Here is a 7,579-nt window from a genome sequence, read left to right on the forward strand (position 1 = left end):
TCACCGCCCACGCCCCGGCCGTGTCGAGCCGTGTGTCGGAGGCGTCGAGGATCCGCCGTGCGGTGGCGAGGTCGATCCGGCGCATGATCCGGGCCACCACCAGTTCCAGGTGCTGCGCGGAGTCGCCCGACGAGGTGGGCGAGGAGAAGCCCTCGCCCATGTCGGGTGCGGCGGCGCGTGCCGAGTCGCGGAGCTTCACCTGCTTGAGGAAGAGCGCGACGACGAAGCCGACGGCGGCGACCGGCACCGTCCAGAGGAAGACGGTGTGGAGGGTGTCGGCGTAGGCGTTGACGATGGGTTCCGCGACCTGCTCCGGCAGGCCGTGCACGCCGTCCGGGCTCTGCGCCGCCTGCGCGACGTCCGACGGGTCCAGGCCCTGGCTTCCGGCGACGGCCGCGGCCTCGGCGACCCCGGCCCGGAGGTTGGGGGTGAGGGAGTTGACGTAGATCGTGCCGAAGACGGCGGTGCCGAAGGAGCTGCCGAGCGTGCGGAAGAAGGTGACGCCGGAGGTGGCGGTGCCGAGGTCGGCGTAGTCGACGGTGTTCTGCACGGCGATGGTGAGGACCTGCATGCACAGTCCGATGCCGACGCCGAGCACGAACATGTACAGCGACGCGAGCCAGGTGCTGGTCCCCGGTTCCATCAGCGACAGGAGATAGAGGCCGAGTCCCATCACCAGACAGCCGACGATGGGGAAGATCCGGTAGTGGCCCGTCTTGCTGACCACGTTGCCGCTGAAGATGGACGCGATGAGCAGACCGACGACCATGGGGAGGGTGCGGATGCCGGAGACGGTCGCCGAGTCCCCGTCGACGTACTGGAGGTACGTCGGCAGGAACGTCATCGCGCCGAGCATGGCGAAGCCGACGACGAAGCTCAGCACCGAGCAGACGGTGAAGACCGGGTTTCCGAACAGCCGCATGGGCAGCATGGGTTCCGCCGCGCGGGTCTCCACCCAGCAGAACAGCCCGAGCGCGACGACACCGCCGACGAACAGCCCGATGATGACGGGAGAGGTCCAGGCGTACTCGTTGCCGCCCCAACTGGTCGCCAGGATCAGGGCGCTGGCTCCGGCGGCGACCAGCGCGATGCCCGCGTAGTCGATGATCGGCTTGCTCGCCGAGCGTACGGAGGGGATCGTGCGGGCGGCGGCGATCACGACCAGGATCGCGATGGGCACGTTGACGTAGAACGCCCAGCGCCAGCTGAGGTGGTCGGTGAACAGACCGCCGAGCAGCGGGCCGATGACGGTGGAGACCCCGAACACGGCCCCGATCGCGCCCTGGTACTTGCCGCGTTCGCGCAGCGGGATCACATCGGCGATGAGCGCCATCGAGGTGACCATCAGGCCGCCCGCGCCGACGCCCTGCAGGCCGCGCCAGACGATCAGCAGCGTCATGTTGGTGGCGAGTCCGCAGAGGAACGAGCCGGTGATGAAGACGATCGCCGAGATCTGGAAGATCACCTTGCGGCCGAAGAGATCGCCGAACTTGCCGACGAGGACGGTCGCGACCGTCTCCGCGAGCAGGTACGCGGTGACCACCCACGACATGTGGGCGGCGCCGCCGAGGTCCGAGACGATCGTGGGCAGGGCGGTGCCGACGATCGTCTGGTCGAGCGCGGCGAGGAGGACACCCAGCATGATCGTGCCGAAGACGATGTTGCGGCGGCGGCGGTCGAGCACGGGTGGCTCGGTGGCGGCCGGGGGCGCGGGCGCTGCGTCGCTGGTCGTGGTCACTCTCGCAGCGTCACATCGGCCCCGACCGGGTGCATGCGGGGGACGGCCGAACGGGCGGACCGGGGAGGAGGGGGCCGGCCGGACCCGTCAGGGCGTGACCGGCAGCTTCGGGTGGTGCTTGGCGAGGATCTTGTTGGCCCGGGCGAGCGCGGCGAGGGCGTTCTCCCGGTCCGCCCGGTCCTCCGCGCAGAGCGGTCCCCGGAAGCGGTACACCTCGCGCGCCGCGCAGTCCGCGTCGATCTCGGCCTGGAGGACGTGCAGCGGCAGGCAGGAGCCGATCAGCGCGGCCACACGGTCGGGGATCGGGACGGGTACGAGGCGCGAGGGCGAGGTGATCACGGGTCAGTCCTAGTGGGTCCGGGAAGCGTACGGAAGGGTCTGCTCTCCATACGTACCGGATCGTCGTACGGGTTCCGGCACGGTGATGTCGCGGTGGGGCAACGACGCGACGGTGCTTCGGCGGGGCGTACGGGAGCCCGGACGGTGGAGCGGGTACGGCCGCCGGGCGCGGCCGGGGACGTTCTCGCAGGTACGGGCCCGGGTGGCCGGGGCGGGATTGTTCACCGTCCCTGCGAATCGCTCGCGTGTACGGCGAACGCATGCGTGATGTGGAGGTGTTGGGGGCGGCGGGACGCCCGCCGAATGTGAAGCATCTCACTCGGCGGATCGGCGTCCTCCGGACATCGTCCGGACGTTACGTCAGGATCTCGGACAGGTCGTACGAGACGGGCTCGTCCAGCTGTCCGTACCCGCAGGACTCCGGAGTCCGGTCCGGGCGCCACCGCTTGAACTGCGCCGTGTGCCGGAAGCGGTCGCCCTCCATGTGGTCGTACCCGACCTCGCAGACCCGCTCGGGCCGCAGCGCCACCCACGACAGGTCCTTCTTCCCCGACCAGCGGCTGGGCGCGCCCGGCAGCCGCGCCCCCGCGTGTGCCGCCTCCTCCGCCCAGGCCGCCCAGGGGTGCCCGTCCGGCGGGTCCATGCGGAGCGGTTCGAGCTCCTCGACGAGCTCGGCCCGCCGCCGCGCCGTGAACGCCGCGCACACGCCGACGTGCTGGAGGGCGCCCTTGGCGTCGTGCAGACCGAGCAGCAGCGAGCCGACCACCGGTCCGCTCTTGTGGAAGCGGTAGCCGGCCACCACGACATCCGCCGTCCGTTCGTGCTTGATCTTGTACATGAGGCGGGCGTCCGGCCGGTACGGCAGGTCGAGCGGCTTGGCGATCACCCCGTCGAGGCCCGCGCCCTCGTACTGCTCGAACCACTGGGCGGCGAGTTCGGCGTCCCGCGTGGCCGGTGCCAGATGCAGCGGTGCGTCCACGCCGTCGAGCATCCGCTCCAGGGCCTCCCTGCGCTCGCTCAGCGGAGTGTCGAGCAGCGACTCGTCCCCGAGGGCGAGCAGGTCGAAGGCGACGAACAGCGCAGGGGTCGTCTCGGCCAGCATGCGGACCCGGGAGTCGGCCGGGTGGATCCGCTCGCTGAGCCGGTCGAAGTCGAGGTGGCCGCCGTACTCGATGACGATCTCGCCGTCGACCACGCAGCGCTCCGGCAGCCGGGCCGCGAGCGCCTCGACCAGCTCGGGGAAGTAGCGGGTGAGCGGCTTGCCGGTACGGCTGCCGATGACGAGATCCGGCCCGTCGCGGTGCACGATCGCGCGGAAGCCGTCCCACTTCGCCTCGTACTGCATGCCGGGCGGGATTCGCTTCACCGACTTCGCGAGCATCGGTTTCACGGGCGGCATCACCGGAAGATCCATGAGGTGATTGTCCGGTATGCGGGACTTGTCGGCGAGCCCTAGGCTGACCGGCATGGCAGGCAAGGCGGCAGCGGTGGAACTGGAAGTCGGCGACCGGACCGTACGCGTGTCCAATCCGGACAAGGTGTACTTCCCCGAACCCGGCTACACCAAGCTCGACATGGTCCGCTACTACCTGGCGGTCGGCGACGGCGTCACCCGCGCCCTGCGCAACCGCCCCACCACCCTGGAGCGCTACCCCGACGGGGTGACTGGCGAGTCGTTCTTCCAGAAGCGCGCCCCGAAGTACCTCCCCGACTGGATCCCGACCGCCCACATCACCTTCCCCAGCGGCCGTTCCGCCGACGAGATGTGCCCCACGGAGCCGGCGGCCGTGCTCTGGGCGGCCAACCTCGGCGCCGTCACCTTCCATCCCTGGCCGGTGCGTCGCGACGACACCGACCACCCCGACGAACTCCGCATCGACCTCGACCCGCAGCCCGGCACGGACTACGCGGACGCCGTCCGCGCCGCCCACGAACTGCGCGCCGTCCTCGACGAGCACGGACTGCGCGGCTGGCCGAAGACCTCCGGCGGACGAGGCATCCACGTCTTCGTCCCGATCCTGCCGAACTGGACGTTCACGCAGGTCAGGCGGGCGGCCATCGCCTGCGGGCGGGAGCTGGAGCGCCGGATGCCGGAGCGGGTCACCATCAAGTGGTGGAAGGAGGAGCGCGGTGAGCGGATCTTCGTCGACTACAACCAGACGGCCCGGGACCGCACGATCGCCTCCGCATACTCCGTACGTCCGCGACCGCACGCGCCCGTCTCGGCGCCGCTGCGGTGGGATGAGGTCGACGACGCCGTGCCGCAGGACTTCGACATCAGGACGATGCCGGTCCGGTACGCCGAAGTGGGCGATGTCCACGCCGACATGGACGACGAACGGTTCAGCCTGGAGTCCCTGCTCGAACTGGCCCGGCGGGACGAGGCGGAGCACGGCCTCGGTGATCTGCCGTACCCGCCGGAGTATCCGAAGATGCCGGGCGAACCGAAGCGGGTGCAGCCGAGCCGGGCGAAGAAGGAGACGAAGGGGGAGGCGAAGGGGGCGTCGGAGAAGGAGACGAAGGGGGAGTCGCCGGAGTCCGAGGGCTCGGCGGGCTGAGGCGTTGGGGAGGGCGGGCCGGCGCCTCCGGGTGGGTACCGGCCCGCCTCCTTTTACGACTCTAAAACAACACGAACGATCGTGCTAACATTTTTCCGTCAGCAGGATGCAGAACCCACAGGACGACCGAGGAGATCCCGGCATGTACCCGATGGCTCCGCTCATCCGCACGGCCCTGAACGTCACCGCGCGCGTCGCCCCCGGAGCGGCCGGCCGCTGGGCCTTCCACCTCTTCGTCCGCCCGCTCGGCCGGGCGCGGCTGAAACCCGAGGAACAGACGCTCTTCGCAGCCGCCCGCACCGGGCGCCTCCAGGTCCGCGGCAAGGACGTCGTCACGTACGCCTGGGGTGACGGCCGCCGCCCCGTCCTACTGGTGCACGGCTGGTCCTCACGCGCCTCGCGGCTCACCGCCGTCGCCGAAGCGCTGCTGGAACGCGGCTACAGCCCCGTCGCCTTCGACGCGCCCGGCCACGGCGAATCCCCGGGGCGGGCCAGCAACATCGTCGAATACCGCGAGATCATCCGGGAGTTGCACGCACGGCACGGCGACTTCGACGCCGTCGTCGCCCACTCCTTCGGTGTCCTCGCCTCCCTCTTCGCCCTCCGGGACGGCGTCCGTACGACCCGATTCGCCGGCATCGGCGGTGTCGGATCCTTCGACCTGCTGGTCAACGGCTTCCAGGCCGGCCTCGGCGTGGACGACCGGGTCCTCCGGTGCATGCGGGACCACGTGGAGCGGCGGATCGTGCCGGGTGAGCCCGGCATCTGGGACCGCTTCGGAGCGGACCGCGACTCGGGCGAACTCGCCGCGACCGTCCTGCTGTTCCACGACGAGGGAGACGACATGGTGCCGCTCGTCCACTCGCGGCGGCTCGCGCGCGCCCACGGCGACCGGGCCCGGCTCGTCGTCACCCAGGGGCTCGGCCACCGGCGCATCCTGCGGGACCCGGAGGTCGTCGGGGAGGTGGTGGAGTTCCTGACGGCTCCGGCGGGCGAACCGTCCGAGGGGGAGCGGGTGGCCGCGAGCTGAGAGGGACGCGGGGGTGGCGCGGCCGGTCGGTTCGACGCCTCGTCCCGCTGCTCGTCCCAGCCTCGTCCCGCCGCTCGGCCTACTCGGCGTCGAGGCCGTCCCGGCCCCTGTCCGTGGCCGAGGCGCGCAGCCGGGCGGTGATCCCCCGCTCGGCGCGGTCGTACGTCTGCGTGTCGCCGAGCAGGACGGACTGCGCGTTGGCCGCCTCCATGAGGGCGATCACCTCGAAGGCGAGCTGCTCCACATCCAGATCCCCGGCGAAGTCGCCGACGGCCTGAGCCTCCGTCAAAGACCTTTCCATGTAGGCGTTCCAGTCGCGGCGGGTCTGGGCGACGGCGTCGTGGACCGGGCCCGTGCGCGCGTCGAACTCGGCCGAGACCGCGTAGAAGAAGCAGCCGCCGGCGAAGACCCGGTCCGAGGAGTACGTGAGCCAGTTCCGGCACAGCTCGCGCACCCGCCGAGCCCCCGGTGGCACGTCCTTCAGGGGAGTGACGACGTTCTCGGCGAAGACGGCGGCGGCGGCCCTGATCGTGGAGAGCTGGAGCTCCTCCTTCGAGCCGAAGAGGGCGAAGACGCCGCTCTTGCTCAGCTTGAGCTCGGTGGCGATCCGTCCCAGGGAGAGGCCGTCGAGCCCTTCGACCGAGGCGATGTCCATGGTCCTGCCGAGCACGAGCCGCCGGGTCTGGTTCCCGCGCTCGACGCGCCCGTCCGTCTTGGTCCCGGTGTCGCTCATGTCCCCATCCTACTGAACGCACGACCGTGCGGAAACTTTCCCGCCCGCCGCCGGTGGCTCGCCGCCGGTGGCTCCGCGCCCGCCGCCAGTGGTCCGCCGCCGGTGGTCCGCCGTCCGTCCGGGCTAGCCCGTCCGCCCGTCGGGGTCCCTTCGCTCCGCCGGGGCGAGCAGCAGCACCTCCAGGGCACGGGCGCAGGACCGGGCCTGCGCGAGGTACCAGTCGAGCCGGGCGTCGGTGATCAGCTCCGGCGTCGCCCGCACCGCGAGCGCGAAGCGGGCGTGCCCCGTCCGTTCCAGGACCGGCACGGCCACGGTCCGCACCCCGTGGGCCGACTCACCGTCGTTGAGGGCGTACCCGGCCTCGCGTACGCGAGCCAACTCGGCGGCAAGCATGGGAGGTTCGACGATGGTCCGTTCGGTGAACGCGTACAGCGGCGGCAGGGAGCGCGGGCCCGCCTCGCCCGCCCGGGGCCACGCGAGGAGCACCTTCCCGAGCGCCGTCGAGTGCAGGGGCCGGCGCAACCCTACCTTCGGCGTCACCGAGCCGCCCGCGACGATCACCACGTGCGGGCCGCTGCGCAGGGCCAAGTCGGCCGTGGCGCCGGTCCGTTCGGCGAGATCGGAAAGCTCGGGCGCGGCCAGATGCAGCCCGCGTTGGTGGTACGAGAGCCGTCCCAGCTCCGTCATCGCCGGACCGAGCCGGTAGCGGGCGGTCCGGGCGTCCTGTTCCAGGAATCCCGCGCCGAGCAGCGTCCGGGCGAGACGGTGCGCGGTGGACGTCGAGAGTCCGAGCCGTCGCGCGAGGTCGGAGGCGCTCAGGTCGGGCCCGTTGTCGTGGAAACAGTGCAGTACATCCAGTGCACGGCGGACCGCCTGGGCGCCCGCCGGGGGTCGGGCGATGCCGGCCTCGGTCGTCATAGGGTTCGCTCCCCGTGGGTGATCGGGCTCCCACGCTCCCACATGGCGGGAGCCGAATCAGGGCCCGGGCGAGGTCGGAAACACGCCGTTCACACGCAATCCCACATGGTGGGAGGCGAGTTGTCGGCGACGGAGCTTCCGTGGCAGGGTTCCGGCCAAGCCACCACAGCGGCACCGAGCCGGAGGGAGCAGGGCCAGTCATGAATGCAGTGCGTACCGACCGACGTACCGCACATCGCGCCGCGCGATGTGCGGTACGTCGG

General features: G+C 71.3%; 7 protein-coding genes. 2 read left to right on the forward strand and 5 right to left on the reverse strand.

The window, feature by feature from the left end; translation table 11 throughout:
* From AOK00_RS23685 to AOK00_RS23695, 3 genes are all read right to left on the reverse strand, one after another.
* The coding region (locus tag AOK00_RS23685; RefSeq protein ID WP_055602316.1) for an MDR family MFS transporter at nucleotides 1-1,738 on the reverse strand (1,738 nt) is incomplete at its 3' end.
* 87 nt (nucleotides 1,739-1,825) lie between these two features.
* Nucleotides 1,826-2,077: a hypothetical protein gene (locus AOK00_RS23690; RefSeq protein ID WP_055602310.1), complete on the reverse strand. Its 252-nt coding sequence runs from the start codon at nucleotides 2,075-2,077 to the stop codon at nucleotides 1,826-1,828.
* A 355-nt stretch (nucleotides 2,078-2,432) separates the two neighbouring features.
* Nucleotides 2,433-3,491, reverse strand: a complete 1,059-nt coding sequence (locus tag AOK00_RS23695; protein ID WP_055602311.1) for an ATP-dependent DNA ligase — start codon at nucleotides 3,489-3,491, stop codon at nucleotides 2,433-2,435.
* Between the two features lie 52 nt (nucleotides 3,492-3,543).
* Between AOK00_RS23695 and ligD the strand changes: the two genes are divergently transcribed.
* Both ligD and AOK00_RS23705 read left to right on the forward strand, forming a co-directional pair.
* On the forward strand, nucleotides 3,544-4,635 hold the full coding sequence (gene ligD, locus AOK00_RS23700) for a non-homologous end-joining DNA ligase (protein WP_055602312.1): 1,092 nt from the start codon (nucleotides 3,544-3,546) through the stop codon (nucleotides 4,633-4,635).
* A gap of 106 nt (nucleotides 4,636-4,741) precedes the next feature.
* On the forward strand, nucleotides 4,742-5,665 hold the full coding sequence (locus tag AOK00_RS23705; RefSeq protein WP_254047474.1) for an alpha/beta fold hydrolase: 924 nt from the start codon (nucleotides 4,742-4,744) through the stop codon (nucleotides 5,663-5,665).
* Nucleotides 5,666-5,744: 79 nt separating this feature from the next.
* On the opposite strand, the gene AOK00_RS23710 is transcribed toward AOK00_RS23705, so the two are convergent.
* Both AOK00_RS23710 and AOK00_RS23715 read right to left on the reverse strand, forming a co-directional pair.
* Nucleotides 5,745-6,398, reverse strand: a complete 654-nt coding sequence (locus AOK00_RS23710) for a TetR/AcrR family transcriptional regulator (protein ID WP_055602314.1) — start codon at nucleotides 6,396-6,398, stop codon at nucleotides 5,745-5,747.
* Nucleotides 6,399-6,521: 123 nt separating this feature from the next.
* Nucleotides 6,522-7,316, reverse strand: coding sequence for an IclR family transcriptional regulator (locus AOK00_RS23715; RefSeq protein ID WP_055602315.1), 795 nt, complete (start codon nucleotides 7,314-7,316; stop codon nucleotides 6,522-6,524).
* Nucleotides 7,317-7,579 lie beyond the last annotated feature (263 nt).

Source organism: Streptomyces aureus, from assembly GCF_001418135.1.
Lineage (GTDB): Bacteria > Actinomycetota > Actinomycetes > Streptomycetales > Streptomycetaceae > Streptomyces > Streptomyces aureus_A.